We start from the raw sequence: 25,464 nt of genomic DNA, 5'->3' as shown, positions 1-25,464 counted from the left end.
CCGGATCAAGTCCGGCCATGACGCGCGGCGAGAGCGCTGTCAAGCCAGCGACGCGCCGGAGAGTTGAGACCTATATGACCTTCGATCAAGATAACGGCTGGAAGAAACCCCTCCACACCGGCATGCTGGTTCTCGCCGGCGGCGAAGTGATCGAGGGCTATGGGCTCGGCGCCGTTGGCGAAGCGGTCGGCGAAGTCTGCTTCAACACCGCCATGACCGGTTATCAGGAAATCCTCACGGACCCGTCCTACGCCGCGCAGATCGTCACCTTCACTTTTCCCCACATCGGCAATGTCGGGACCAACGACGAAGACGTCGAAACCGTCGATCTCGACAAGAGCGCCGGCGCGGTCGGCGCCATCTTCGGCGCGCCCTGCACCGACCCCTCGAATTTCCGCGCCCAGAAGCCGCTCGCCGACTGGCTCGCCTCGCGCGGCGTTGTCGGCATGAGCGGCATCGACACGCGCGCGCTGACGACGCTCATTCGCGAGCGCGGCATGCAGAACGCCGTCATCGCCTATGCGCCGGATGGCTGCTTCGACATTGCGGCGCTGAAAGCGAGGGCCGCCGCCTGGCCGGGCATCGACGGCATGGACCTGGTGCCGAGCGTCGGTTCAAAGGAGCGTTACGACTGGCGCGAGACGATTTGGCGACTTGGCGGCGGCTATGGCGCGCGCAGCGGGGCGCCCAAATATCGCGTGGTCGCGATCGACTATGGCGTGAAGCGCAACATCCTGCGGCTTCTCGCCGAACAGGATTGCGAAGTGGTGGTCGCGCCCGCCAGCGCGACGTGCCAGGAGATCTTGGCGCTCAACCCTGACGGCGTCTTTCTCTCGAACGGCCCCGGCGATCCGGCTGAAACCGGCAAATACGCCGCGCCGGTGATCCGCGACCTGCTCGAAGCAAAAATTCCGACCTTCGGCATTTGTCTTGGCCATCAGATGATGGCGCTCGCCGTCGGCGCGAAGACGAAGAAAATGCCGCAGGGCCATCACGGCGCCAATCATCCGGTCAAGGATTTCACCACCGGCAAGGTCGAGATCGTCTCGATGAATCACGGCTTCGCGGTCGATCGCGACAGCCTGCCGGCAAACGCCGTCGAGACGCATCGCTCGCTGTTTGATGGCTCGAACTGCGGCATCGCGCTGACGGATCGTCCGGCGTTCTCGGTACAGCATCATCCCGAGGCGTCGCCCGGGCCGCAGGACAGCCATTATCTTTTCCGCCGCTTCGTCGAGATGATGGAAAAGGCGAAGGCGACCTAACGGTTAACGGCCATCGGCGTCTCCGCTTTGTTCGCGAATTTCTCGCAAGGCGGCACGAGCTGATCGAGCGGCTTTTCCTTCGTCGCCGCTTCGCGCATGTCGAGATTCTTGAGCACCGTGAGATATGGGCTAGAGAGCTGCGTGCGCAAATAAGTCGTCGTTAGCAGCGGACCTTCCGGGAAGTCGCCGCGCCGGCAGGCGTCTGCGCCGACGCCGAAGGAACCATGCGTCTTGCCGGGATCGCGCGCCTTCTCTTCCAGAAATTCCTTCTGCCGGGCGCGGATCGCCGCATAATCGGCCGGGTCGACGCGATAGGCGTAAATGCGCGTTCCGGCCTTCCGCTCGCCGGCGAGCGGCGCGACGTCTTCCGGCGCGGTCGTTTCCCTAAGCGCGAAAACCATCTCATGCTTCGCGTTTTCTTGGCCGTCGCGCCACCAGCCAATTTTCAGAGTCACGCCGCCCTTCTGCGGCTCGAAAGTTTCGGGCAGGCGCACCGCCGCGCGCAGCACGGCTGGATCGACGGAAGCGGCGTCGAAATTGCGCAGCGCCCACATGGTTGAGACCGGCACATGGCTGCAGGCGGCAAGCATGGCGGCGGCGAGCGCCAGGCTAGACAGGCGACGAATAATGCACGACATAGAGTGCCTCATGTTTTTGGATTAATTTTTAATGTTTGACATTAATTTTTTCTCGTGTCAACGTAAGCGACATAAGGAGACCGCCATGACCGACTTCGCTGCCCTTTCTTCCTTCGATGACCGTCGCCTCGACTCGCTGCGCCGCCGCATCGGCTGGCTCTGCCAAACGCTGCGCTTTGCGCTCGTCGGCTATTGCCTCTGGATTCTCGTCACGATCGTGATGTTCTGGAGCGACGAGTCGCTGGTCGTTTCGCGATTTGCGTCGCTGAAGGTCGATGTCGAAGGCCTGTCCGCCGATCAGCGGCTTGCGGCCTTCGGCGTCAGCTTCGTGATCTGGGCGCTACTCGTCGTCGCCTGCTACGCCGGCTGGAGACTGTTCTCGGGCTATCTTGAAGGGCGCATCTTCACGCCCGATGCGGCCGGATGGCTGCGCTGCCTTGCACTCGCAGGCCTCATCGCGGCGCTCGTCGATATCGCCGCGCGACCGCTAACGTCGCTCATCCTCACGGCGCACAAGCCGGCGGGCGCGCATATGGTGTCGATCTATCTGCGACCTGAGGATCTTTCGACAATCATGCTGCTCGCGACGCTCCTCGCGCTCGCCCATATCCAGAAGACCGCGGCCGACATCGCCGATGAAAACGCGCAGATCGTCTGATGCCGATCATCGTCAATCTCGACGTGATGCTGGCGAAGCGCAAGATGCGCTCGCGCGATCTCGCCGCGCAAATCGGCATCGCCGAACAGAATGTGAGCCTGTTGAAGTCGGGCAAGGTGAAGGGCGTGCGCTTCGACACGCTCGAAAAAATCTGCGAAATTCTGCAATGTCAGCCGGGCGACATTCTCGAATATCGGCCGGACGACACGACGACGCCGTAACTTTTGCGCAAGGAGCGCGCGGACATGCCGCGCACGGTCACCCGTGCACTTGGGTTCGGGCTCGCCTGCGCCGCTGCGCTCGCTATCGCGATGATGCTGCGGCCAGAGCTTCGCCTCGCCGCACGCGCCGCGTGGAATGATCCGCGATTGCTCGCCGCCTTCGCCGACGATGCGCGCATTCGCTACGAACCAGAGGCGCGCGCTTGCGCCGCCGAGACGGCCGCGCTACTTCCCGCCGCCATTGCGCAGATCGAGGCCGCACACGGGCGTCCCTTCGCGCAGCCGCCGACGGTCGGCGTCTACGCGTCCTATGAGAATTACGGAAGCGCCAACGGCATGGGCGATCCCGGCATCGCCGCCGTGACGCGGGCCGGCGTGGCGCTTTTGTCGCCGACGCTCTGCGGCAACGAGCGCGATCGCCTCGAAGGCGTTCTCACGCATGAGCTGTCGCATGTGCATCTTTCGGGCTGGCGGCCGCTCGGTGCGCCGCGCCCGCCGCAATGGTTCACGGAAGGGCTCGCGGTGATGGCCTCAAACGGCGGCGGCGCCGAGGGCGTCAGCATTGAAGACGCGGCGCAGGCGATCCGCGACGGCTATCGCGTCGTGCTCGACGAGCGTCGATGGATCGACTTCGCGGCGCTCGGTTTTGAGCGCGAACCGCCGCGCGACCCAACGAAGGACGCGCTCACCCATCGCCAGCGGCTCGCCTATCGGCAGGCCGGCATGTTCGTCGGCTGGCTGCGCATGCGCGACGAGACGGCGTTCCTGCAACTCCTTCGCGCGCTCGAAGCGGGCGAAGCCTTCGGGCCGTCATTTGCGGCCGCCTTTGGCGACGATGCGCAGCAGCTCTGGCGCCGCTTCGTTTCGGATCTCTCTCAACAGTCTAGCGCCGGCTAATCTTCAAAGACCTCACGAAGGCCAGCGAGAATTGACGCGAGCGTAGATTCGGAGGCTTTGCCCAAGCGCTTGACGAGCCGCTGCTTGTCGATTGCGCGAATTTGATCAAGCAGCACGAGCCCGCGCTTGCCCTTGAAAGTCAGCGCGACGCGAAAGCCGGCGGGGCGGCTTCCCGTCGTCAGTGGCGCGACGATCGCAGTGCGCAAGTGGTCATGCATTTCCGGCGGCGAAACGATCAGGCATGGCCGCGTCTTCTGAATTTCGCTCCCGACCGTCGGATCGAGCGCTGCGAGCCAGATTTCGCCGCGCTTCACCACGTCAGTTTTTCGTCGCCTTCATTGCCAAACTCCGGCCATAGAAGCGCGTCATCGCCATGCTCGGCGATGCGGCGGGCGTCATCGCCCCAACCCTCGCGCACGCGCTTTTTGACTGGCGTGACCACAAGGCGGCCTTTCTCGACGGTCAATTCGACGTCGTCCCCGACATCCGCCCCAATTTCGGCAAGGAACGGCTTGGGGATGATCAAGCCGGAAGAGTTTCCCATTTTTCGGAGCGCGCTGCGCATGACAGACCCATCAATGTTATAACTTAGTTATAACACTGATGTTTGGATTCGCAAACCGCTCACTTCAAAAACACATAAATATCGACGTCGACGCTCGCGTCGTCGCCCTTAAAGTCGGTGAGATATTCCTCGAGAATGAGATCCTTCGTATCGAGCCCCTTCTCGTCGAGATAGGCGGCGATGGCCTCATAGGTGGCCTCGATCTCGTCATAGGCGCCGCGATGCTGGAATTTAAGCGCCTTTCCGGCGGGCGACGCGCCGATGCTGACGCCCTCAGGCAGCTTGGGCTTGCCTTCCGGCGCCGCCGCAAGCGGAACCATCGCCTCGAAAGCGAAGCCCGTGTCGTCGGTTTTGGTAAAGACGGCGAAAGGCCGACCGTTGACCGCAAGCCCCGCCTTTCCGACCGCCTCGCTGAGCCTGGCGAGAGCCTCGCCGACGGTCTTGCCGGCATCCTCCCACTTGCCCTGCCCCTTAGTCACAGCGGCAGGGCGCGCGTCGACGGTCACGGTCTGACTCATCACGGCCTGCGCCGCATCGTCAGCGACGCCCGGAGGCGGGCTGGCGTCGCCTGGCTTGACGTCAGTCGGACCGGACTCGGGAGGACGGGCCTCGCTCGGCTTCGACTCGCTCGGCTTGGCGTCGCTCGTCCCGCCGGATGTCGTATCTGGCGCCGCGTTTGGCGGTGTAGGCTTTTGCGGCGTGGCGGATTTGTCCGCCTCCTGAACGCCGCCGACGGGAACCAGCGCGCGTTCGGAATAGATCGCGGCGCCCGCGACCAGAACGATGAAGATCGCCAGCGCACGCCAATGGCGTCGCAGGCTGTCCAGCAAGCCCGGTTCTTCTTCCATCTTCGAGCTTTCCTAAACGGCCATCATGGCCTTTTCGCGCGCGCATGCGACGCGCGTTCGGCGGAGCCGCAGTGGCGCTTCGGCGCAGCCTTCTCTATATACGAGCGCGTCTCCAGGAGAATAGGCGAAAAGCTGCCCCATGGCGCATCCACTCGACCATCTTCCGATTCTGCGCATGAACGGCGCCGGAAACGAGATTCTCATTCTCGATTTGCGCGGGAGCGAGCATGAGCTCGCGCCGCAGGAAGCGCGCGCCATCGCCAAGGCGCCCGGCCTGCGCTTCGATCAGCTGATGGCGCTCCATACGCCGCGCAAGCCTGGCGACGACGCGTATATGCGCATCTACAATATCGACGGTTCTCTCTCCGCCGCCTGCGGCAACGGCACGCGCTGCGTCGCCTATGCGCTGGCGCGCGAAGGCAAGGACGCGTTGCGTCTGGAGACGGACGCCGGCCTCATCGAGACGCGGCAGCAGGCCGATGCGGTCTTCACCGTCGACATGGGTCGCCCGCGGTTGGGCTGGCAGGAGATTCCGCTCGCCCGCGCCGTCGAAGATACCCGCGAGGTCGCGCTCGATCCGCCCGTCGCCGGGGCGCCGTCGCGTTTCTCCGCGGTCAGCATGGGCAATCCTCATGCGGTGTTCTTTGTCGACGACGCGACGCAGCTTGATCTCGAGACGCTTGGCCCGCGCATCGAACGCCATCCGCTCTTTCCCGAACGCGTCAATGTCTCCTTCGCACAGATGCTTTCGCGCGACGATATTCTGCTGCGCGTCTGGGAGCGTGGAACCGGCGCGACCAAGGCGTGCGGCTCCGCCGCCTGCGCGACGCTCGTCGCCGCCGCGCGCGTGGGGCTCAGCGAACGCGCGGCGCGTCTGCGCCTGCCCGGCGGCGATCTCCAAATCGAATGGCGCGCCGACGATCATGTGCTGATGACGGGGGCGGTCGAGTTCGAATTCGAAACCAGGCTCGATCCCCAGATTTTTGAAGGCGTAGCCGCGTGAACGCGCCGCTGCGCAACGCCGAGGTCGTGACCTTCGGCTGCCGGCTTAACGCCGTCGAGTCGCAGGAGCTCGCCAAAGCGCACGCCAGCGCGCGCGAGACGGTGATCGTCAACACCTGCGCCGTCACGGGCGAGGCCACGCGGCAAGCGCGTCAGGCGATCCGCCGCCTGCATCGCGAACGGCCCGAGGCCGAGATCGTCGTCGCCGGATGCGCGGCGCGGCTCGACCCTCCAGGCTTCGCCAAGATTGAAGGGGTGACGCGGGTTCTCGCCGAACATGCGCCAAATCGCGCGCTTGCGGGCAATGAGGGCACGCGCGGGCTGCTTGCCGTGCAGAACGGCTGCGATCATCGCTGCACCTTCTGCATCATTCCGTTCGGCCGCGGCGCGGCGCGCTCGGCGCCGCCCAGTGAGGTCGTCGCGCAGGCCGGCGCGCTTGTGGCGAGCGGCAAAAAGGAGATCGTGCTGACGGGGGTCGATCTCACGAGCTACGGCGTCGACCTTGGCGAAGATTGGACGCTCGGACGCCTCGTGCGTCTAATGCTGACCGAACTACCTCAGCTTCAACGCCTGCGGCTGTCTTCCGTCGATTGCATTGAGGTCGACGAAGATCTCGTCGAGGCTTTTGCGGAAGATCCGCGGCTTTGCCCGCATCTTCATCTGTCGCTGCAGTCCGGCGACGATCTGATCTTGAAGCGCATGAAGCGCCGCCATTCGCGCCAGGACGCGATCAGCCTCTGCCACACGCTGCGCGAGGCGCGGCCCGACATCATCTTTGGTGCCGACTTCATCGTCGGCTTTCCGACCGAGACGAAAGCAATGTTCGACGCCACGCTCGACATTGTCGACGCCTGCGGTCTCACGCATCTCCATGTCTTTCCCTTCTCGCCACGGCCGGGAACGCCGGCCGCGCGCATGCCGCAACTCGCGCCGCAGATCGCCAAAGAGCGCGCGGCGCTATTGCGACAAAAGGGCGACGCCGCGCTACGCCGACATTTCGACGCGCAAAGCGGCAGAACCTTGCGGCTACTGACCGAGCGCGGCGGCACGGCGCGCGCCGCCGATTTTACCCTCGCGCACACGCCGGGCGTCGAAGCGGGTCTGATGATCGAGGCGCTCTGCACCGGCCACGACGGGCGCGCGCTGACGACGCAGCTTACGGCGCTTGATAGGTGATCCGGTAGATCGCGCCATTCTGATCGTCGGTGACGAGAAGCGAGCCATCCGCAAGCTCTGCGACGTCGACGGGGCGGCCAAGATAGGATCCGGAACCGTCGTTCCAGCCCTCTGCAAATGGCGTGCTCGCGGTTGTTCCAGCGAGAGTCACCATCACCCGCGCGCCGATCGGGACGCTGCGGTCCCAGGAACCATGCTGCGCGTAGAACAGCGCGCCTTTATATTCCTTCGGAAACATGTCGCCGCGGTAAAACATGACGCCAAGATCGGCCGCGTGCGGCGCGGTCTCGACGACAGGAAAGACGACGTCTTTCGGCGGCTCAGCCCGCGCATATTCGTTGGTGCGCACATGGCCGCCGCCATACCAAGGGAAGCCGAAATTCAATCCCGCCCTGTCGGCGCGATTGATTTCGCCAGGCGGCCGATCGTCGCCCATCGAGTCGACCTGATTGTCGGTGAACCAGAGCGACCCGTCCGTGTCGAACGCCATGCCGACGGAATTGCGAATGCCGGTCGCGAAGACTTCGCGCTGCGATCCGTCGAGATTCATCCGAATGACGCCGCCGATTCCCGTCTTCTCGTAAAGCGCAAGCTTGTCTCGCGGCGCGACATTATTCGGTTGGCCGAGCGAGATGTAGAGCTTGTCGTCAGGCCCGATGCGGCACACGCGCGATGAGTGGCCGCGACTCTCCTCGCTGCGCGGAATGAGATCGCCGGCCTTTACCACGACCGTGGCGTTCGCGGCCGCGTCGCGCCATGTTTTCTCAGCGTCGTCGAAGCGGGTAACCCGATTGCGCTCGACGAGAAAGAGCGCGCCGTCCTTTGAAAAACACAGGCCGTGAGGCATCGTGAATTTCATCGATGGCGCAAATGGCTCGACGGAGCCAGCCTTGGTCTCGCCGGGCGTGATCACAGAAGCGCGCTTCTCCGCCGTGCCGACAAAGATTGCGCGTCCTTCTCTCCCGACGGCGAGCGTGCGCGCATCGGGGACCATGGCATAAAGCGCAATCGAAAAGCCCGGAGGAAGCTTGATGCGCTTGAGAGTGGATTCGATCTCCGCCCCGCGACGGTCTTGAGCAATCGACTGAGGCGCGGCGACGCCAACGCCCAGAGTCCAGAAAACCAAAAGTGCGGCGGCTCCCACGCGCATTTCAACGGCCTTTCGGATAATCCTTTCGACGCCATATAGGCGCGAAAAGGGCGGAGCCAGTTACGGCTCCGCCCTACCGCGGGTTCCCACTTCGGTCAAAGACGCTCAGACGTCACCGGTCTCTCGACATCGTTGACGTCGTCGTGTCTTCCCAATAGGGGGAAGACCCGTAGTTCCTGTGCAGCCGGCTTTCCCAGTCGCGATCGCTCCAGCTTTCGTCGCCTGTGAATTCAGGAGCGTTCTGCAGCTGCTCTTCCGTCACATCCGCGATGTATCCGCCGAGATTGGTGTCGTAACGGAACGCCTTCCAGGGCAAGGGGTGCTCGCCTTCGCCGATGCCGAGAAAGCCGCCGAAGGTCATAATCGCGTATCGAACCGAACCAGAGACGCGATCGATCATCAGGTGATCGATCTCGCCAATCTTGTTGCCGGCCGCGTCGTACACGTCGGTGCCTTCGACCTTATCGCTGGAAATGAGGTTGGCGTTTGGCTGTGCCATGCCCATAGTGACCTCCTGCAGCGCGCACTTAGCCGACGCCATTGTCGGACTGGCCGCGCCTTTCCCAAAAGAACACAGGGTGAAGCCCCCTTGTTCCTCGCGAAAACGAAAAAACGGCGGTTACATAAGCTTAGCGACGCCTTTCTTCTTCGGTAAAATGTCGCTATTGCAAGTGCGTGATGCGCGGCGCCTGCAGATGAAAAGCTTCAGCGGTCAGATGCACGGTCGCCCATCGCCAATGCATCAGGCGGATTGCGGCGAGGCGGAACGTAGCGACTCCGTTCGTCGGCAACCGCAGCAATGGGCTTCGCCCGGCAGGTAAGAAGCGCGCATGTCTCCGGAATTCAGCCTTGGCTGGGAAGTCTTCGAGATCATCTGGATCAACCTGCTGCTCTCGGGCGACAACGCAATTTTGATTGCGCTTGCGTGTCGGCAACTGCCCGTGCGTCAGCGACGCTGGGGCGTATTTCTGGGCGCCCTAGGCGGCGTCATTCTGCGCATCGCTTTCACGCTCGTCGTCGTCGAGCTTATGGCGGTTCCCTATCTGAAAATTGTCGGCGCGATTCTGCTGCTCATCGTCGCGGTGAAACTGCTGATCGACGAAGCCGAGCACTCGGACGTCAAGGCCAAACCGAACCTCTGGAGCGCGGTCGGGGCCATCATCATGGCGGACGCGGTGATGTCGCTCGACAATGTGATCGCCATCGCGGCGGCGGCGCATGGCTCGACCAATCTCATCGTCTTCGGGCTTCTCGTTTCGGTGCCGATCGTGATGTTCGGCGCGGGCGCGCTGCTGAAAGTGCTGGAGAGGTTTCCGGCGCTGGTCTGGGCGGGCGCCGGCCTTCTCGGCTGGGTCGCGGGCGACATGGCGGCCGCTGATCCGGCCCTGCCCGCATTCGTGCATGTCGCGAACCACAAAGCGCTCGAACTTGGGCTTTCGATTGCCGGCTGCGTCCTGGTGCTGGCCGTCGCCTTCGCGATTGCGATTTACCGGCAGTGGCGCGAGGACCAGCGCGTCTCGCGAGACTAGAGCGCTTAATCGAAATGGTGGAGCAGGTTCTCAGCGAAAAAGTCTGTCAACTTCTTCGGAACCTGCGCTAACCGCGCCCCATGCCCTGTTTGGCGAGAGGCTGCTGCGGATCGAGCGTGAGCGCGCGCTGATAGGATTCCTGCGCCTTGGAGCGGTTGCCGCTCTTGTCGTAAGCGACGCCGAGCCAGGCCCACGCCAGCGCGCTCTTGCTGTCGACGTTGAGCGCGGCGTTGAAGTCTTCGACCGCCTTGTCGAATTTGCCGAGTTTAACCAGGCTTTCGCCGCGCGCCAGATAGGGCGCCGCCGCAAAGGGATCGCGGTCGATCGCGTTGTCGAAATCCGTCACGGCGCGCGCATCATCGCCGCGCTTCTGATGGATCAGCCCGCGCGCATGAAACGCCTGCGCGCTTTCGGGATTGAGCCGGATGGCCTGGTCGAGATCGGCAAGCGCCTGATCAAGATTGCCCTGGGTGCGCAGCAGGTTGGCGCGACCGACATAAGCCGGCGCATGTTTGGGATTGACTTCGATCGCTCTGTCGAAGTCGGCGCGGGCGGCGTCGCTCTGGCCCATCTGGCGGAGCGCGAGCGCGCGATTGGTGTAGGCCGCCGAATTATTCGGCTCGAGCTTGATGGCCTGCGTGAAGTCGGCGACCGCCTCCTGGAACCGCCCGACCCGAGCGTAAGCGACGCCGCGGGTGTTGTAAGCCTCGGCGCTCGACGGATTGCGCCGAATCACTTCGCTGAGCGAATCAATATTGACGGAGGCGGAGTTGGCGTCGGTGTCGGCGATCTCGGCGATGCCGCGTCCCGGCGGACGGATGCCGCTCGCGGTTTCGCAGCCCGCCAGAGCGATGATGGCGAGCGCCGCCGCGCCGCGCGTTAGGGCCTGACCAGAGAGGAGCGAAGCTTGGCGACGCGACGTCGCCGCACGGCAAAAGCCCACGCCTTCAGATTCTCCCAGCCGCAATACGACTTCCCCGTCTATCTTCTATGCGCGATTTTTTTAAAAAGCGCTTGCAATCGGGCGAGAATTCGACGGCTCCAGCCGGATCAGCGTGCGCCGACCGGCTTCGCCTTGACCGGCAGCAGGCCTTCGCGCTGGAGCTTCTTGCGGGCCAGCTTGCGGGCGCGACGGACCGCTTCGGCCTTCTCGCGCGCGCGCTTCTCGGAAGGCTTTTCATAGTGACCGCGCAGTTTCATTTCGCGGAAGATGCCCTCACGTTGCATCTTCTTTTTCAGAGCCTTGAGCGCCTGATCGACATTGTTGTCGCGAACGAGAACTTGCACGTATCCATCCTGTGTTTGGGACCCGCCGCGACGGCTCCGTCGTTGAGCGGCCATAATAGGGAATAGGTATCCGGGCGCTGACGGAGCGCCTGACCCGTGCGGCACGGGATAACAGAATCGCCCTCCCCTGTCCACGGCCGATTGGCGTGAACGCGCCTCAACCTATACTTAATGCGGCGCTCCACGGCGTCTATCCGCGCGGCCGATGACTGCTTGTTCGATCTCGGCGTTATAATATAACATTGGCTATGTTCGACATGACGACCCAACATCGCGCCCTGGCCCAGCCGTTGCCCGCCAGCGCAGCCACTGGCGTTCGAGAGGCGCGGCTCTCAGCTCTCGGAGCCTCCGCCGGCGCCCGCGTCATCGTCGCCGCGCTGCTTCTTGCGGCCTTGTGGGCCGGCGCCTACTGGGCGCTGCATTGAGCGCGGCGGCCAATGCGCCGGCGATCCGGCTCGTCAATCTCACCCTCGGTTATGATCGTCGCCCTGCGGTTCATCACCTTGAAGGCGCAATCGCCCCTGGAGAAGGACTCGCCGTCTGCGGCCCGAACGGCGCGGGCAAGTCGACGCTGCTCAAGGCGCTCGCCGGGCTGCTGGCGCCGCTCGGCGGCGATATCAATTTCGGCGGTCTGTCGCCGCGCGCCGTCGCCTATCTGCCGCAGGTCGTCGACATTGACCGCGCTTTCCCGATCAATGTGCGCGATTTCGTGGCCATGGGCGCTCTGGCGCGCGTCGGTCTTTTCCGGGCGCTGAACGCGGGCGAGCAGGTTCGGGTGGGCGCGGCGATCGAAACGGTCGGACTCGTCGGCTTCGAATCGCGGACGCTCGAAACCCTGTCCGGCGGACAGATGCAACGGGCGCTGTTCGCGCGTCTGATCGTCCAGGATCAGCCGGTCATTCTTCTCGACGAGCCTTTCGGCGCGATCGACGCAGCGACGATCGACGATCTTTTGGCCTTGATCGCGCGATGGCGCGCCGAAGGGCGCACCGTCGTCGCCGTTCTGCACGAATTGGACATTGTCCGCCGCGCCTTCCCGCGCACGCTGCTGCTTGCCCGCGAGTGCATATTCTGGGGCGACACGCGCGACGCCCTTTGCGAAAAGAATCTCGTCCGCGCGCGCGCCATGTCGGAAGCCTTCGATGAGCGCGCGCGCGAATGTCTTCGCGATGAGTTTGACGCCGAAGATCGCCTGCATGTTCACTGACGTCTTCGTCACGCCATTCGCCGATTATGAATTCATGCGACGGGCGCTTGTCGGCTCCCTGGCGCTCGCGCTTTCAGGCGCGCCGCTCGGCGTCTTTTTGATCCTTCGGCGCATGTCGCTTGCCGGCGACGCGTTGTCACATGCGATCCTGCCTGGGGCCGCCGTCGGCTATCTCGTCGCCGGCCTTTCTTTGCCGGCGATGACCTTCGGCGGCCTCTTCGCCGGACTCGTCGTCGCGCTCGCCGCCGGCGCAGCCTCGCGATTTACGACGCTGCGCGAAGATGCGTCGCTCGCGGCCTTTTATCTCGTCTCGCTGGCGCTGGGCGTGACGCTTGTATCGCTGCGCGGCTCAAACGTCGATCTGCTCCACGTGCTCTTCGGCTCGGTCGTCGGACTTGATGACGCGGCGCTCCTGCTGCTTGTCGGCGTCTCGACCCTCACGCTCATTCTGCTGGCGGTTTTCTACCGAGCGCTGGTGCTGGATACGCTCGATCCTCTGTTCTTGCGGCAGACGAGCGCATTCGGCGAATTCACGCCCTTCCTCTTCCTCGCCCTGGTGGTGCTCAATCTCGTCGCGGGCTTTCATGCGCTCGGCACGCTGATGGCCGTCGGCGTGATGATGCTTCCCGCCGCCGCCGCGCGGTTGTGGACGCGCGATCTCGCCATCGCGCTGCCGCTCGCCGCGGCGATCGGCGCCCTCTGCTGTTACGGCGGTCTCGTCTTCTCCAACGAGACCAGCGCGCCGACAGGACCCGCCATAATTCTCGCCGCGGGCGTCGTCTATTTTTTCTCGATGATTTTTGGCCGCGCCGGCGGCGTGCTGAGGTTGAAACGGCCGCGCCGGCATCTTGAAGGATAGAGCGATGCTTACACGCCGTAGCGCGCTAGCGCTTTCATTCGCCGCATTGGCCGCGCCAGCGATGGCGGAGGCGCAGAAAATACCCGTCGTCGCCAGCTTTTCGATTATTGGCGATCTTGTCCGGCAGGTCGGCGGCGACCGGGTCTCTGTCACCACTATCGTCGGGCCTGACGGCGACGCCCATGTCTACCAGCCTAGTCCGGCCGATGGCCGCAGCATTGCGCAAGCCCGGCTGATTTTCGTCAACGGACTCGGATTTGAAGGCTGGCTCGACCGTCTCGTCACTGCCGCCAAAAGCAAGGGCGAGGTGTTCACCTTAGGCAAAGGCGTCACTGCGCGAAAGGACGAAGAGGGGCAAGATCCGCACGCCTGGCAGGACGTCGCCAACGCCAAAGTTTATGTCGAGGCGATCCGGGAAGCGCTGACGGCCGTGGATCCTGAGGGCGCAAAAACCTATAAGGCCAACGCCAACGCCTATCTCGCCAAGCTCGACGCGCTCGACGCGGAAATCCTACAGGCGATCGCCGCCATTCCCCAGGAACGGCGCCGGGTCGTTTCGACCCATGACGCCTTCGGCTATTTCGCCGCGCGCTACGGCGTCGAATTCATCGCCCCGCAGGGCGTGTCGACAGAGGCTGACGTCAGCGCCCGCGACGTAGCGAAGATCATCGACGCGGTCAGGGCGCATAAGGTTCGGGCGGTCTTTGTCGAGAACGTCGCCGACCCGCGCCTCGCCAAGCGCATCGCCAGCGAGACCGGCGCCCAAGTCGGCGGGGTCCTTTATTCCGATGCGCTGTCGGACGCCAAAGGCGATGGCGCAACCTATATCGACATGATGCGCCACAATGTGAAAGAACTGGCCAAAGCCCTAGCGCCCTAGCCCCCTCCCCACCCCTCCCCCACTTCGTGGGAGAGGGAGCAGGCCCGGCCCTCTTAGAGAGTTTCGCGCAAGGCCGATCATTAGGGTCCCCTCTCCCGCTTGCGGGGGAGGGACAGGGTGGGGGCGAACGAAACTGGAGTAAGCGGCATTGAGCGAGAAAATCCCCGTTACCGTCATCACCGGCTATCTCGGCGCCGGCAAGACGACGCTTCTCAACCGCATTCTCACCGAGCAGCATGGCCGGCGCTACGCCGTCATCGTCAATGAATTCGGCGAGATCGGCATCGACAATGACCTTGTCGTCGGCGCCGACGAAGAAGTCTTCGAGATGAACAACGGCTGCATCTGCTGCACCGTGCGCGGCGATCTCATTCGCATCATCGAGGGCCTGATGCGCCGACGCGGCAAGTTCGACGCGATCATCGTCGAGACGACGGGGCTCGCCAATCCGGCGCCCGTCGCGCAGACTTTCTTCATGGACGCTGACGTCAAGGAGTCGGCGCGGCTCGACGCCGTGGTGACGGTCGCCGACGCCAAATGGCTTGGCGAGCGGCTGAAGGACGCGCCGGAAGCGAAGAGTCAGATCGCCTTCGCTGATGTGATCGTCCTGAACAAAACCGATCTCGTTTCAGCCGATGAGCTCGCGGAAGTCGAAGGCCGCATCCGTGCGATCAATCCCTACGCCGCTTTGCATCGAGCGGTGCGGTCGGACGTTCCCTTGCAGGCGGTTTTGGAGCGCAACGCCTTTGACCTCGACCGGATTCTGGAGATCGAGCCGGCGTTCCTCGAAGCCGAGGAGTCGAGCCACGATCATGACGATGCGCATCACGACCATGATCATGAGTGCAGTCCAGATTGCGGCCATGATCATCACGACCATGAGCATCAGCACGGCCATGGCCATGAGCATGAACACGCGCATGAAAATCATCACGCGCCTCACGCCGGGTTGAAGCATTTCCATGACGACGAGATGCATTCCGTCTCGATCCGCCACGACGGCCCGGTCGATCCTGAACGATTCGTTCCCTGGCTGAACGACCTCATTCAGCGCGACGGACCGGACATCCTGCGCAGCAAGGGAATCATCGCCTTCAAGGACGAGCCGCGGCGGTTCGTGTTCCAAGGCGTCCATCAGATCCTCGATGGCGATTTGCAGCGAGAATGGAAAGAAGGCGAGAAGCGCGAATCGCGCCTCGTCTTCATCGGCAGGAAGCTGAAGGAGCAGGAAATCCGCGAAGGCTTCGAGCAGATCGTCCTTGGCGCGTCGGCCGCGCAGGAAACGCTTCATTCATAAGAAATGATCTCGCGCTCGTCGCCATACACGACCTTGGCGCGACGCGAGTCGCCGGCCTTGCGGCGAATGAGAAATCGCGGACGACGCTTGCCCAGACTGGTCTCGCAGCGCCGGCGCGCGGAGGCGGCGGCGCTCTCTTCGGCGACAGCCTCGAGCGAACGCAATGCGCCATCCTCCTCGGTGACGCGCGGCAGCCCAAGCCAGGCCGCCCAGTGACGCCAGTCGGACGCAGCGGCGCCGCAGTCTTGAGTATCGCCGAGGAGAATGTCGAGATCCGGGTCGCGGTGCGCCAGCGAAAGAACGTAGCGCGGCGATCCGTCGTCCGCGGGCTGCACCTCGAGGGCGACGCCGCAATAGGCGGTGACGGGCACCGAGATGACCATGGAGACGCCGCTGAATCGGCGGGAGATCAAGACGTCGTCCCGGGTCACGCGGATGCGTCGCGCCCCGCCGTCGGCGCGGCGATCACGCTGAACGAAGACTCTTTCGTCGATCCTGCGCGCAGTATTGGCCTCAACCATCGATCGCTCCTTGCGGCTTGAATTCCGTCTCGGCGCTGATATTGCCGCAGCCTGCCGGCGAAGGCCCTAAAAAGCCTGGTGAACAGCACGTAAATCATTGGTTATACGCATGGTTTAGGCGATGAGAGTGAAGTCCATGAAAACGAATTCGTTCAAATTGCTCCTATTCTGCGCAACGCGCCCGCTTGCGGCCCGCCGGCGCCTCACCTACTCCTCCTCATGATGGGCTCCAGCCAAGCAGAACTCGCCGCTTTTCTTCCAGAACTCGAGAGCGTCACGCGCAGGGCCGGCGACATCGCCATGGCTTATTTCCGCCTGGGCGAAACCACGACCGCCGCGGTGTCCTACAAGGGCGGCGGCTCGCCGGTCACGGAGGCCGATTTCGCCGTCGATCGGTTCCTGTTCCATGAGATGGCGCGGATCGCTCCCGACGCGGCATGGCTTTCTGAAGAGAGCGTCGACACGGCCGAGCGGCTGACGCGGGACGTCTTGATGGTGGTCGATCCGATCGATGGAACGCTGGCGTTCTCGCGCGGCGACGCGCGCTGGTCGGTTTCCATCGCTCTGGTGGTTGGCGGCCGGCCGGTCGCCGGGATCATCCACGCGCCGGCGCTCGGCGAGACTTATGTTGGCGCGCTCGGACTCGGCGCCTTCCTCAACGGCTCCCCCCTCATCGCGCCGCAGCGCGCCGAAATCGCCGGCGCGGCGCTCGTCGCGCCTCGTACGATGCAGGATCGGCTGGCCGCGTCGCCACGGGGATTCGTGATGGCGCCGCGAACGCCCTCGCTCGCGCTGCGGCTTGCCGATATCGCCTCCGGCCGGCATGATATCGTCGTCGCCGCGCCCAATGCGCGCGACTGGGACATCGCCGCCGCGGATATTCTCCTCGCAGAAGCGGGCGCCATGTTGAGCGAGCCGGAGGGCGTGGCGCTCACCTATAATCGCGCGTCGCTCGCCCGCGACATGCTGATCGCGGCTCCGAAATCGCTGTTCGACGATAGCCTCGCGCTGGCGCGGGAGGTCTTGGAAGGAAAATTATGAACAAGACGACGCAAGCAATCTCGGCGAAGAAAGAAAAACAGCTGCTGCATCTTGTATTTGGCGGCGAGCTGGAGACGCTCGACGGCGTCGCGTTCCGCGATCCGGGCAAGCTCGACATCGTCGGCATCTATCCGGACAACGATAGCGCGCTCGCCGCATGGAAAGCCAAAGCGCAATCCACGGTGGACAATGCGCATATGCGCTATTTCGTGGTGCATCTTTATCGGCTGCTCGATCCCGATGTGGAGGAGCTATAGGCGGCCTTCCAAAATTCGCCGGTATTGCCAGGCATAAAGGCGCCATCCCGGTTGGCCCGACGCGCGGAGAAGACGCCGTCAGATGGGAATGTGGACCGGATTCTTAATAGATTGGAAACATGTCGCTTCTGACAGTGTACCGGCTGGCGACGATCGCGGCGACGCCCTTCGCCAGCGCCGCGCTCAATTGGCGTGCGAATCACGGCAAGGAAGATCCCGCGCGATTGGCCGAACGCATGGGCGAGTCGAACCGCCCCCGGCCGCGCGGACGACTCGTCTGGCTGCACGGTGCGAGCGTGGGCGAAAGCCTGTCGCTGCTGCCGCTCATCGACCGATTCATTCAGCGCGGACTCGACGTGCTCGTGACAAGCGGCACCGTCTCGTCTGCGCGCGTTCTCAGCGCGCGCTTGCCGGCGGGCGCCTTTCATCAATATGCGCCCATCGACGCCCCGAAATTCGTCGAACGCTTCCTTGATCATTGGCGTCCCGACATCGCGGTCTTCGCCGAGTCGGAGCTTTGGCCCAATATCGTCGCGGCCGTGCGCGCGCGCGGCGCGCCGCTGGTACTCGCCAACGCCCGCATCTCCCGCAAATCGGCCGAGCGCTGGCGCGCCGTTCCCGGCGCGGCGAAATCCGTCTTCGGCGCCGTCGATCTTTGCCTCGCGCAGGATTCGGATAATGCGGCCCGCTTTCTGGCGCTCGGCGCGCGCTGCGTGCGCATCGCCGGCAATCTCAAATTCGACGTGCCGCCGCCGCCGGCCGACTCTTCAAAGCTTGCCGAGTTCAATGGCGCGATCGGCGCGCGACCAGCTTGGGCGGCGGTCTCCACCCATCCCGGCGAAGAGGACCTCGTGCTCGACGCGCATGTCGACATGGCCGCGCAAACCCCGTCGCTGCTGACGATCATCGCGCCGCGTCATCGGGAGCGGGGCGCCGAGATCGTTGAAGCCGCGCGCGCCAGAGGATTGACTGCGGCCTTACGTTCGCAGGAAGGCGAGCCGCGGCGCGACGTCGACGTCTACGTCGTCGACAGCGTCGGCGAGCTTGGCCTCGTTTTCCGAAGCGTCGGGGTCGTCCTGATGGGCAAGTCGCTGCTGCCCGGCGGCGGACAAAATCCAATCGAGCCGGCGAAGCTCGGCTGCGCCATCCTGCATGGCCCCTATGTCGAAAACTTCACGGAAGTTTACGGCGAACTCGCAGCCGCAAAAGCCGCCGCGCGCGTTACAGACGCCGCATCGCTGGCGCGGGCCGCGCATTATCTCCTCTCCGAACCATCGCGCATGCGCAAAATGGGGCGCGCCGCCGGCGAAACTGTCGAGAGATTGGGCGGCGCTTCGCGCGGCATCATGACCGCCGTCGAACCCTATCTCGCGCAGATGGCGGTGGCCCAGCAATGAGCGGCGCGCGCGGCGCCGCTGTTTGAGATGCGCGCGCCCGCCTTCTGGCGTGAAGACGGCGCGACGGCGCGGCTCCTGTCTCCGCTCGGCGCGCTCTACGGCGCCATCGCGCGCAAGCGATTGGCGTGCGACGCGCCGCGCGCCAATTTGCCGACCATCGTCGTCGGGGGACTGACTGCGGGCGGCGACGGCAAGACGCCGCTCGCCATCGCCATCGCGCAGCGTCTCAAGGCGGCGGGAGAGCGTCCTGCCCTTCTCACGCGGGGTTATCGCCGCAGACGCGGCGGAACGTCCTCCTTCGTCGTGGACTTGACGCGTCACGGCGCGGACGAGATTGGCGATGAAGCGCTGCTGCTTGCGCGCGTCGCGCCGACGATCGTCGGCTCGGACCGAATTGCGAGCGCAGACCTGGCGCAGCGCCAAGGCGCCACCGTCGTCATTCTCGACGACGGATTCCACAGTCGCCGCATGACGCCCGACCTGACGCTCATCGTCGTCGACTCGGACTATGGCGCGGGCAATGGTCGCTGCATGCCGGCCGGTCCTTTGCGCGCGCCGCTCGACGCGCAGCTCGCGGCGGCGGATATGCTCGTCGTCATCGGCGACGGCGAACGCGGGCGCGACATCGCCGCGCGCGCGAATAAACCCGTCATCGCCGCCCATTTGGCGCCCGACAGCGGAGCCGCGGAGGCGATGAACGGCGCGCGCCTCGTCGCCTTCGCCGGCATCGCAAGGCCGGAGAAATTCTTCCGCTTGTTGGAAGGATGCGGCGCCGATGTCGCGGCGCGGGTCTCCTTCGGCGATCATCGCCGCTTCACGCAAAGAGATTGCGCGACGCTATCGAAGTTACGACAGGAACAGGGCGCGCGGCTCGTCACGACGGAAAAGGATGCGGCGCGAATGGGCGGCCAGCTTGCGACGCTGGGCGTCGATACGCTACCCGTCGCCTTGGTTTTCGATGACGCGGTCATTCTGGACGAAGCGCTTCGCGGGCTGTGCAAGGCGGACGAAGCGCGTCTTTCCGATCCTTAGTCGGGCTTCTTGACGCCAAGACGCATCAGCTTGGCGTGTGGCCCGCTGTAAGGCTCCTGCAGATCGACATTCCAATAGCGCAGATCCTCGAGCGGGATCGGCTCGCCCGTCACCGCGCAGCGCACATAGGCGCCGGGCTTGCGCACGCGATATTCGCCGTCGAGATATTCGACGACGGCCTCGTCAGCAGGCTGAGGCTGGCGGTCATAGCGGTTCATGCGCGTTCTCAACCCGTAGCGCCGGGGGAACGGACGCCCGACCAGGCGCCTCAGCGTCGTCACGAGCGACCTCATCGGCGAACTCGAGCGCTCCCTTTGGGCGAATTTCAATCGTCAAAAACCATATCATCCGCATAGACGCAAAGAAAAGCCCGCCGGACCTTGGGCTCGGCGGGTTTCGTGCGGTCTGACCGTCTATGCTTACCAATAGACCTTGCCATTAGACCTTAATGGACCTTGCCGCGAACCTCCGCCTGCCATGATGAAGGGGGCCCTGTCGCTTCCGCGCCCCGAGAAGGGGCGCGGAATTTTCGAGTTGCAAGAGCTAGAAGTAGACCTTCGCCCGCATTTCGAGGAACGTCGGGTGCGAGCCACTCTCGTAGGAAGACTGATTGTTCCAGTTCAACGGCGATTTCAGAGACATCACATGGGTCGCGTTGAACTGGAAGGCGATGCCGTTATCCGGATACCAGTTGACGCCTGCCGTCACGTTTTGTTGATAGCCGCCATAGACGCCGGAGTTTGCGATAACGTTCTGCAAGAGAGTTGCATTGGCGATCTGTGCAGGAGTTCCCGGGAGGCCCCCGAATAATCCGAACGCGTTATTGGCGACCGCCAGGTTGTTATAGAGAGACGCGCCCTGGTATGGCCCATTGTTCAGGTTGAGAACGCTCCAGCGGCCGACCAGACCCCATGCGCCCCATCCGCCCCTCATGAACGGATCCTTGATCTTCAGCTGACCAAACGTGACGCCGTTCTTGTCTTTCATGTCGTAGGACTGAGCTTTCTCTTCTCCTGTAATCCACCACTCGCCCTGCACATATCCTCCGGTGGTCACGTAATTGGAATTACCGGGGGAGATAAACAGTCCCTGAGCGGGCGAAGCGGCGCCCAACTGAGCCAGTTGGGTCAACGCAAACTGCTGAGCTGCGGACGTGTTACGGTTATAGTTCGCCATGAGCCACTCGCCCTGGACGAAGAAGTTTTCGTATGAAAATGCCGCCTCAAGGTCGACTTTTTCGATATCCTTTATACAGTTGCCTGCGGCGCTATACTGGTTAAAGTTCACCGCGCCCGCCACCAAGGGGGCAGACTGAGCGAAACGGCCACACGAAAGATCCGTCGTTCCGAGGAAGTTCGTGCCCAGGACATTGGCTTCCGACCCGAGGCGATTGCCTGGCGCCGAGTTACGGTCGTCGCTGTAGGCTGTCGCATTATTTGGCTGATGGTAGCTTCCTGCGACGCCTAAATGCACAAGTCGATGCTCATCCAAGATGGGCGCCCAGGTTACGCGGCCGGTGGTTTCCCAGTAGGCGCCGCCTCCCCAGGGTTGGTACCAATTAGCGTTTTTCACGCCGTAGCCGCTATAGGCCGGCGCTAAAACGCCCGCATTTCCTGACGAGGTGTTAACCGGACGAGCGTTGAGATCCTGGAAGCTCAGCGAGTAAAGACCGAAGTGAGCCGTCCAATTGTCTTTGCCGATCATGCCAGCCGCCACGCCGATATGGCGGAAGGGCGCGATCGCATCGACCGCAAGCGGCCGTTCGATCGTGTCGCGATATTTCGAAGAAGCCAACGCCTCTAAGCTGAAAGACTCGTACTGGCTGCCGATCTTGAAATAGACCGGCTCAGCGAGCAACGGATGCGACAAGCGCGGATCTTGCAGACCGAGGTATGCGTCGCGGAATCCGCCCCAAAGGAAATTGCGGTCGGTTACGTAGTTTCTTGACCAGAACTGGAGACCCGTGCCCCCGTTCGCATTCGGCAGATTTGTATTCCAAAGCTGCGTTGTAGAATTCGCGAAGTCGTACTGGATCTTATAAAACCAGGGCCTGAAGGTACCCTCGACTTCGAGTCGCGCCTGGCCAAAGCCAACATTTCCCTGCCAGCCGTTGCCCGGGGAGCCGACGGTCCCGCCTCCATCTACAAAGAGGCGACCGCCAATCTTGAAGCTAAATTGCTTATCCGCCGTTTCCACGAAAAGGCCGTTCCTAAAGCTGACGAAGACCGGCGGCGGCGGGGGCGGACCCGGCGGGCCCTTCGCCACGACTGCGGCGTTGGCGACGTTGGTCGCGATATTCGCCTGCGCTTTGGCTCCGCGCGTCTCATGACGAAGCTTGGCGACCTCCGCTTCCAGCGGACGAAGCCTCGCGATCTCCGCTTCCAGCATGCGCAGTCGCGCCTCAGTGGCGCTGTCGGCCGCCTGCCCCGTCGTCGAGAGCAATGCTCCCACCGTCGCTAGAGCGAGTGATTGATTGAACCGTGTAATTGCCATGTCCCAGCCTCGCGCTTTCATGAGCGTTTAAAAAAAACAGCGCGCGACTTATGGCCCACGTCGGATGACAAATCCATGACTTAACATGTATTGTCGCAGCATCTAATCGCTATAATTCAACGTGTTGCTGCAGTACCACACATTTAATCGCCTTAGATACAGTACGTTATTGACCTAGGTACTAGTTAAAAGCCGCTTTAACTTACTTTAAGCTTTATGCATAGTATAGCATTTTGCGTACGTCCTTATACATTTTATGACAACAGTCGCATAGTCCCAATAATGTACTATTTTAGCAAACTTCCAGCAATATTATTTCTATTTTATACAATGTACACACATTCGAGAAATATGATTCTCGTTTTAGAAATACAGCAGCAACATGCGACTGCGAATGTCTGCTCGGGTTAAGCAAACGCCATCGCGCGTCGCAGCCCAGCAACGGTCACACGACTCCCGACCCCGTTCCAACTGCCGGGGTGGATGGGACGAAAGGCGCTGTGAAGGGTCCGGAACAGTAGCAGGCTTCTCACCTGCCGGCCGTGGGCAAAGCCCGCCGACCACGGTTGATCAAACGGGCGCAAGGCTTATCGCCGGAGGGGCGTGGTGGCGGACTTGGCTGAACGGGGCTGAAACAACCCTCGTCGATCAGCTGCTCGTGGGACTAAAGCCTGCGAGCCCGACAGCGAAAGACCAAATCCAAATCGAGCGAGAATAGACGGAAATCAAAGGCGGAAACGCTCTGCTCGATCCGAGCGTTCCCCTGCAGCTCAGTCGCAATTTTTAAACTTCGATTCCTTGCAGCGAGCGACCATGGCTTGAGCCTTGGCGGCGTCTGCCGGCGACAATGACTTTGCCGACATGTCGCGCACCGCCTTCTTTTCGGTCTCGCCCATCGACAGCGACTCCGTCGCAAGCTGCGTCCACATGAAGCCGCGCAGCAGATCGCGCTCGACGCCCTGTCCGGCGACATACATGTTGCCGAGATTCAACTGCGCGTCGGCGTCGCCCTGCTCCGCCGCGAGCCGCAGCCATTTGGCCGCTTCCTTGTAATCCTGCGCGACGCCGACGCCGTCATAATACATCGAGGCGATGTTCACTTGCGCCGCCGCCAATCCCTGGCCCGCGGCGAGCAAATTCCACTTCATCGCCTCCTTGTAATCTCTCATGACCACTTGTCCTTCGAGATACATGGTGCCGAGATTGAATTGGGCGGAGGCATTCCCGTGATCTGCGGCCAAGCGAAGCCATTTTAACGCTTCCTTGGGATTGGCGGCGACTCCCTTGCCTGTGAGATACATCGCGCCGAGGTCGCCTTGCGCGCGCGCGTCGCCCTTCTCGGCCAGCGGCTTGAGCAATTTAAACGCGCCAGCGAAGTCGCCGCGTCGCGTTGCGCTGACGGCGTTCTCATAGTCTTCAGCAAGCGCTGACCCTGCCAACGCCAACATAAAGGACAAGGCAACCGTCGCGATCAGCTTCATCTTTCGAGTCCTCGCACCAAACCCAACCAAGGTCATTTCGTTATCAGACGAGCAAACGAAAGTCCCGAAATCGCAAACGCCTCCGGCGCGAAACCGGAGGCGTTTGACAAGAATTAGTCTGACCAGATGATCAGTAGTTCCACTGCAGCTGCATTCTCAGCAGATCCGCCTGGAACTGCCGATAGGGCGCTGCAACCGTATTGGTGCGGTCCATGTGAGAGTAGATCGCGGTGAATTCGAGTTCCGGCAAGGGCTGGTACTCGACGCCGACGTCCCATTCGTTCACACGGCCAGCCGGCGCGTTGTTATCGAATTTGAACCCGCCATTATAGTATTGCCATTTGACGAAGGGGAAATACACGCCAGTGCCGAAGTCCTTGTCCTCATATTTATAGCTGGCTTCGACATAGCCGCCGTTCAGCCGTTTCGCCTCGATGGCGGTCTGCGTGGCGTTGAGCTGCGGCCCGACGCCCCAGTTCCATTCAGCCCGCAGGCCGAACGGCTGCGGATAAATTACGCCAGTGATAGCGACGCGAGAGTCGCGAATGCCCTCGCCGCCATTGGCCACGGCCGGTCCCCAAGTGTTGACGGCGCCGTATTGAGAAAAGTTAAAGTTGCCAAGGCTGCTCCATCCCGGGCCATTCACATAAGGGACAAAGGCCGATCCGACGGTAGCGTACGGGCTGTTCGGCGGAATGAAGCCCGCCCAGTTCGTCGCCATGCCCAAAGAGGGCCTGATCGCCTGCGTATAAGGCATGAAACGTCCCGTGTAACCCTGGACGCTCGCTTCGACCACCTGACCATTTTCGAAAACGTAAGGATAGGTGAAGCGCGCGACAAGATGCGTGCCCTTGTTGAGTTCGATGCGGTTGGCGCCCTGGCCGTTGTAGACACCGAAAGCGAACATGCCGTAATCGCCCGAGCCTTTCAGATTGTTCTTCACGAGATCGCGAAAGAGATGCCGCATTTCCTTGGGCGTGTACATGAAGAAGAGACCGAGATCGCGTTCGTCCTTACAGCAGGTATTGATCGCATCGGCGCGATCGAGCGCCAGACGATTCTGCGACGACTGCAGGTTCTCGAAGCCGTAGGGAATCTTCGACTGGCCGGCGCGGACTCGGAATTCCTTGTCCTTGTCGAAGTAGATGTCGGCGTAGAGGTCGCGTATCTGCGCGAAATTGCCGGGCGCGTTGGAGTAACTGCCGACCTGGTTATAGCCTGGAAAGGCGAAGACGGGATTGTAGAAATAATAGACGGCCTGACCGGCGGCGTTGGTCGGAGCTGCGAAGGTCGCCGAAGTCGAATTCGCATTCGGAGGAGAGCTCGCGAAGTCGTTTTGGAAATAAAGGTACAGATGATCTGAGACGTCGCCGCTCAGAATGATGCGCGCGCGGCGAATGAAGAAGTTCTGGCGGTCGCCGACCGAACGGTCGTTCGTCGTTCTGATGTCATAATAATTCGGGCCGCCACTCAGAATGTCATTGTAGCGCATCTGCGTATAACCGCGCAGGCTCAGCCTTTCATACCAGTGCAGCGGCGGCGGCGGCGGCGGCGGCCCCTTGTCGGCCGGGAGCGACGCGTGCACGACCCTGGCCTCGCGCCTCGCGCGGGCTTCGTCGGCTTCGAGTTTGGAGAGGCGCGCCTTGAGCGCGCGGATTTCGGACGCAGTGTCGGCTGCGGCCGGAGCGGTCGAAGCCATCGCATATAAGCCGAACGCAGCGATGGCGAGCGCGCGTTGTCCAACTCCAGGTTTCATTGGTTCC

General features: G+C 62.8%; 27 protein-coding genes and 2 pseudogenes. 16 read left to right on the top strand and 13 right to left on the bottom strand.

From position 1 onward, the window contains the following. Positions 1-74 precede the first annotated feature (74 nt). On the top strand, positions 75-1,265 hold the full coding sequence (gene carA, locus EHO51_RS05425; protein WP_124738035.1) for a glutamine-hydrolyzing carbamoyl-phosphate synthase small subunit: 1,191 nt from the start codon (positions 75-77) through the stop codon (positions 1,263-1,265). Here carA and EHO51_RS05420 read toward each other — a convergent pair. After that, complete coding sequence (locus EHO51_RS05420; protein ID WP_245434757.1) at positions 1,262-1,903, bottom strand: hypothetical protein; 642 nt, start codon at positions 1,901-1,903, stop codon at positions 1,262-1,264. The genes carA and EHO51_RS05420 overlap by 4 nt on opposite strands. A gap of 85 nt (positions 1,904-1,988) precedes the next feature. On the opposite strand from EHO51_RS05420, the gene EHO51_RS05415 reads away from it, so the two are divergent. The 3 genes from EHO51_RS05415 to EHO51_RS05405 are packed head-to-tail and all read left to right on the top strand — an operon-like array spanning position 1,989 to position 3,679. Next, a complete protein-coding gene (locus EHO51_RS05415) occupies positions 1,989-2,561 on the top strand; it encodes a DUF2975 domain-containing protein (RefSeq protein ID WP_124738034.1) in 573 nt (190 codons plus the stop codon). Then, positions 2,561-2,782, top strand: a complete 222-nt coding sequence (locus tag EHO51_RS05410) for a helix-turn-helix domain-containing protein (RefSeq protein WP_018408025.1) — start codon at positions 2,561-2,563, stop codon at positions 2,780-2,782. The genes EHO51_RS05415 and EHO51_RS05410 overlap by 1 nt, the downstream gene beginning before the upstream one ends. A 24-nt stretch (positions 2,783-2,806) precedes the next feature. After that, complete coding sequence (locus EHO51_RS05405; RefSeq protein ID WP_124738033.1) at positions 2,807-3,679, top strand: hypothetical protein; 873 nt, start codon at positions 2,807-2,809, stop codon at positions 3,677-3,679. Here EHO51_RS05405 and EHO51_RS05400 read toward each other — a convergent pair. The 3 genes from EHO51_RS05400 to EHO51_RS05390 all read right to left on the bottom strand — a co-directional run bounded on the left by EHO51_RS05400 (position 3,676) and on the right by EHO51_RS05390 (position 5,092). Beyond that, entirely contained in the window at positions 3,676-3,996 is a 321-nt protein-coding gene (locus tag EHO51_RS05400) for a type II toxin-antitoxin system PemK/MazF family toxin (protein WP_124738032.1), read from the bottom strand. The two genes, EHO51_RS05405 and EHO51_RS05400, sit on opposite strands and share 4 nt — an antisense overlap. Continuing rightward, on the bottom strand, positions 3,990-4,223 hold the full coding sequence (locus EHO51_RS05395) for an AbrB/MazE/SpoVT family DNA-binding domain-containing protein (protein ID WP_051381652.1): 234 nt from the start codon (positions 4,221-4,223) through the stop codon (positions 3,990-3,992). The genes EHO51_RS05400 and EHO51_RS05395 overlap by 7 nt, the downstream gene beginning before the upstream one ends. 80 nt (positions 4,224-4,303) lie before the next feature. Then, on the bottom strand, positions 4,304-5,092 hold the full coding sequence (locus EHO51_RS05390; RefSeq protein ID WP_124738031.1) for a GyrI-like domain-containing protein: 789 nt from the start codon (positions 5,090-5,092) through the stop codon (positions 4,304-4,306). A gap of 139 nt (positions 5,093-5,231) precedes the next feature. Between EHO51_RS05390 and dapF the strand changes: the two genes are divergently transcribed. Both dapF and EHO51_RS05380 read left to right on the top strand, forming a co-directional pair. After that, positions 5,232-6,095 (top strand): diaminopimelate epimerase, encoded by an 864-nt coding sequence (gene dapF / locus EHO51_RS05385; RefSeq protein ID WP_124738030.1) that lies wholly within the window; start codon positions 5,232-5,234, stop codon positions 6,093-6,095. Next, positions 6,092-7,270, top strand: coding sequence for a MiaB/RimO family radical SAM methylthiotransferase (locus EHO51_RS05380; protein WP_124738029.1), 1,179 nt, complete (start codon positions 6,092-6,094; stop codon positions 7,268-7,270). Before dapF ends, EHO51_RS05380 begins: the two co-directional genes overlap by 4 nt. Here EHO51_RS05380 and EHO51_RS05375 read toward each other — a convergent pair. Together EHO51_RS05375 and EHO51_RS05370 are read right to left on the bottom strand one after the other, a co-directional pair. Beyond that, complete coding sequence (locus EHO51_RS05375; protein ID WP_124738028.1) at positions 7,251-8,420, bottom strand: PQQ-dependent sugar dehydrogenase; 1,170 nt, start codon at positions 8,418-8,420, stop codon at positions 7,251-7,253. The two genes, EHO51_RS05380 and EHO51_RS05375, sit on opposite strands and share 20 nt — an antisense overlap. A gap of 112 nt (positions 8,421-8,532) precedes the next feature. Next, entirely contained in the window at positions 8,533-8,925 is a 393-nt protein-coding gene (locus EHO51_RS05370; RefSeq protein WP_124738027.1) for a PRC-barrel domain-containing protein, read from the bottom strand. A 325-nt stretch (positions 8,926-9,250) separates the two neighbouring features. On the opposite strand from EHO51_RS05370, the gene EHO51_RS05365 reads away from it, so the two are divergent. Continuing rightward, the gene (locus EHO51_RS05365) at positions 9,251-9,949 is read left to right on the top strand and encodes a TerC family protein (protein ID WP_124738026.1); all 699 of its coding nucleotides are present in this window, start codon (positions 9,251-9,253) and stop codon (positions 9,947-9,949) included. A gap of 67 nt (positions 9,950-10,016) precedes the next feature. On the opposite strand, the gene EHO51_RS05360 is transcribed toward EHO51_RS05365, so the two are convergent. Further along, complete coding sequence (locus EHO51_RS05360) at positions 10,017-10,892, bottom strand: tetratricopeptide repeat protein (RefSeq protein ID WP_124738025.1); 876 nt, start codon at positions 10,890-10,892, stop codon at positions 10,017-10,019. A gap of 119 nt (positions 10,893-11,011) precedes the next feature. Next, positions 11,012-11,236: pseudogene (rpsU, locus tag EHO51_RS05355) on the bottom strand (30S ribosomal protein S21); the annotation flags it as partial. Between the two features lie 257 nt (positions 11,237-11,493). Here rpsU and EHO51_RS20475 point away from each other — a divergent pair. From EHO51_RS20475 to EHO51_RS05335, 5 genes and pseudogenes are all read left to right on the top strand, one after another. Beyond that, complete coding sequence (locus tag EHO51_RS20475) at positions 11,494-11,661, top strand: hypothetical protein (RefSeq protein WP_164479350.1); 168 nt, start codon at positions 11,494-11,496, stop codon at positions 11,659-11,661. Between the two features lie 89 nt (positions 11,662-11,750). Next, positions 11,751-12,443: pseudogene (locus EHO51_RS05350) on the top strand (metal ABC transporter ATP-binding protein); the annotation flags it as partial. After that, complete coding sequence (locus EHO51_RS05345) at positions 12,433-13,302, top strand: metal ABC transporter permease (protein ID WP_124740055.1); 870 nt, start codon at positions 12,433-12,435, stop codon at positions 13,300-13,302. The pseudogene EHO51_RS05350 and the gene EHO51_RS05345, both read left to right, overlap by 11 nt. A 4-nt stretch (positions 13,303-13,306) precedes the next feature. Beyond that, positions 13,307-14,182 (top strand): metal ABC transporter substrate-binding protein, encoded by an 876-nt coding sequence (locus tag EHO51_RS05340; RefSeq protein ID WP_124738023.1) that lies wholly within the window; start codon positions 13,307-13,309, stop codon positions 14,180-14,182. Positions 14,183-14,330: 148 nt separating this feature from the next. Further along, on the top strand, positions 14,331-15,479 hold the full coding sequence (locus EHO51_RS05335; RefSeq protein ID WP_124738022.1) for a CobW family GTP-binding protein: 1,149 nt from the start codon (positions 14,331-14,333) through the stop codon (positions 15,477-15,479). On the opposite strand, the gene EHO51_RS05330 is transcribed toward EHO51_RS05335, so the two are convergent. Further along, the gene (locus EHO51_RS05330; RefSeq protein ID WP_124738021.1) at positions 15,470-16,000 is read right to left on the bottom strand and encodes a DUF6101 family protein; all 531 of its coding nucleotides are present in this window, start codon (positions 15,998-16,000) and stop codon (positions 15,470-15,472) included. The two genes, EHO51_RS05335 and EHO51_RS05330, sit on opposite strands and share 10 nt — an antisense overlap. A 219-nt stretch (positions 16,001-16,219) precedes the next feature. Between EHO51_RS05330 and EHO51_RS05325 the strand changes: the two genes are divergently transcribed. The 4 genes from EHO51_RS05325 to lpxK all read left to right on the top strand — a co-directional run bounded on the left by EHO51_RS05325 (position 16,220) and on the right by lpxK (position 19,727). After that, the gene (locus tag EHO51_RS05325) at positions 16,220-17,041 is read left to right on the top strand and encodes a 3'(2'),5'-bisphosphate nucleotidase CysQ (RefSeq protein WP_245434755.1); all 822 of its coding nucleotides are present in this window, start codon (positions 16,220-16,222) and stop codon (positions 17,039-17,041) included. Then, on the top strand, positions 17,038-17,298 hold the full coding sequence (locus EHO51_RS05320; protein ID WP_124738020.1) for a DUF4170 domain-containing protein: 261 nt from the start codon (positions 17,038-17,040) through the stop codon (positions 17,296-17,298). The genes EHO51_RS05325 and EHO51_RS05320 overlap by 4 nt, the downstream gene beginning before the upstream one ends. A gap of 119 nt (positions 17,299-17,417) precedes the next feature. Next, positions 17,418-18,695, top strand: coding sequence for a 3-deoxy-D-manno-octulosonic acid transferase (locus EHO51_RS05315; RefSeq protein WP_124738019.1), 1,278 nt, complete (start codon positions 17,418-17,420; stop codon positions 18,693-18,695). Positions 18,696-18,722: 27 nt separating this feature from the next. Then, complete coding sequence (gene lpxK, locus EHO51_RS05310) at positions 18,723-19,727, top strand: tetraacyldisaccharide 4'-kinase (protein WP_124738018.1); 1,005 nt, start codon at positions 18,723-18,725, stop codon at positions 19,725-19,727. Here lpxK and EHO51_RS05305 read toward each other — a convergent pair. The 4 genes from EHO51_RS05305 to EHO51_RS05290 form a co-directional block, all read right to left on the bottom strand. Continuing rightward, on the bottom strand, positions 19,724-19,945 hold the full coding sequence (locus EHO51_RS05305) for a DUF2093 domain-containing protein (RefSeq protein WP_124740053.1): 222 nt from the start codon (positions 19,943-19,945) through the stop codon (positions 19,724-19,726). The two genes, lpxK and EHO51_RS05305, sit on opposite strands and share 4 nt — an antisense overlap. A gap of 325 nt (positions 19,946-20,270) precedes the next feature. Further along, positions 20,271-22,220, bottom strand: a complete 1,950-nt coding sequence (locus tag EHO51_RS05300) for an OprO/OprP family phosphate-selective porin (RefSeq protein WP_245434754.1) — start codon at positions 22,218-22,220, stop codon at positions 20,271-20,273. A 770-nt stretch (positions 22,221-22,990) separates the two neighbouring features. Beyond that, positions 22,991-23,701: a tetratricopeptide repeat protein gene (locus EHO51_RS05295; protein WP_124738016.1), complete on the bottom strand. Its 711-nt coding sequence runs from the start codon at positions 23,699-23,701 to the stop codon at positions 22,991-22,993. Between the two features lie 130 nt (positions 23,702-23,831). Then, positions 23,832-25,457 carry a porin gene (locus EHO51_RS05290; protein WP_245434753.1) on the bottom strand — a complete coding sequence of 542 codons (1,626 nt, stop codon included), beginning with the start codon at positions 25,455-25,457 and terminating at the stop codon, positions 23,832-23,834. Between the last annotated feature and the right edge of the window lie 7 nt (positions 25,458-25,464).

It is taken from the genome of Methylocystis rosea (genome assembly GCF_003855495.1).
Taxonomy (GTDB): Bacteria; Pseudomonadota; Alphaproteobacteria; order Rhizobiales; family Beijerinckiaceae; genus Methylocystis; species Methylocystis rosea_A.
This window is presented reverse-complemented; position numbering and strand designations above follow the sequence as displayed.